Raw genomic sequence first — 696 nt, 5'->3', positions numbered from 1 at the left:
GAGCGTCATGCCGCCGGGCGAGAAGTGGACGACCTTCGAGAGCGGGTCCGGCCGCCGATGCTCCGAGAAGGCCCAGGACCCGCGCCCGCGTGGCGCCCTACCGTGGGAGAGTTCGAACTCACTGGCATCAAAGAAGATGCGAAGCGGGGCGGGCTTGCTGGTCGTGCTGCTCATCGTGGTCCTCTCTCGTGTGTCGCGCATCGTTCTGCGCACGTGAGGACCATTCGCGCTGGGGCCCGGGTTGAGCCAAGCGGAAGGCGCGATCCGATGATTGCGATGATCAGGCGACGTTGATCACATCATGATCGTTGCCGCGCACGGCAGCGAGTTCCTGCATCACGGCGAGCGCGCGTCTGAACGAGGCGCCCTCGAACTCCCGCTCGCCCTTGCCGCCAGGGCCGTAACGACCGCCGGGAATGCGGAGCGTGATCAATTGCGAGGGAAGCTCTGCCTTCGCGAAGTAGCCAATGAGCCTCCGGTCCAACGCGACCAACGCATAGATGTCGAACTCATCATGGCGATACACGCGCGCTGCACCGCGACCCGCCCGCCTGACGTTGAAGAAGTATGCGGGATTGGCGCGCATGCTCGGCTGAGGATGCCGCGGGTGATGCGTCTCCTTCACCTGAACGCTGATAACGCGATCGCCGATATCGAAGGCCAGATAGTAGGCCATGCCCTGAGCGGTGGGAAATG

Annotated in this window: 1 protein-coding gene; it reads right to left on the bottom strand. The window is 64.1% G+C overall.

Annotated features, from left to right (window positions below; translation table 11 throughout):
* Positions 1-280 precede the first annotated feature (280 nt).
* A partial coding sequence (locus ACTIFU_RS23895) for a hypothetical protein (RefSeq protein WP_439580818.1) occupies positions 281-696 on the bottom strand: 416 nt, incomplete at its 5' end.

This window comes from Elioraea sp., from assembly GCF_051860475.1.
In the GTDB taxonomy this organism is placed as follows: domain Bacteria; phylum Pseudomonadota; class Alphaproteobacteria; order Acetobacterales; family Acetobacteraceae; genus Elioraea.
Note: the sequence above shows the minus strand (reverse complement) of the source record. Positions and strands in the feature narration are given on the sequence as shown.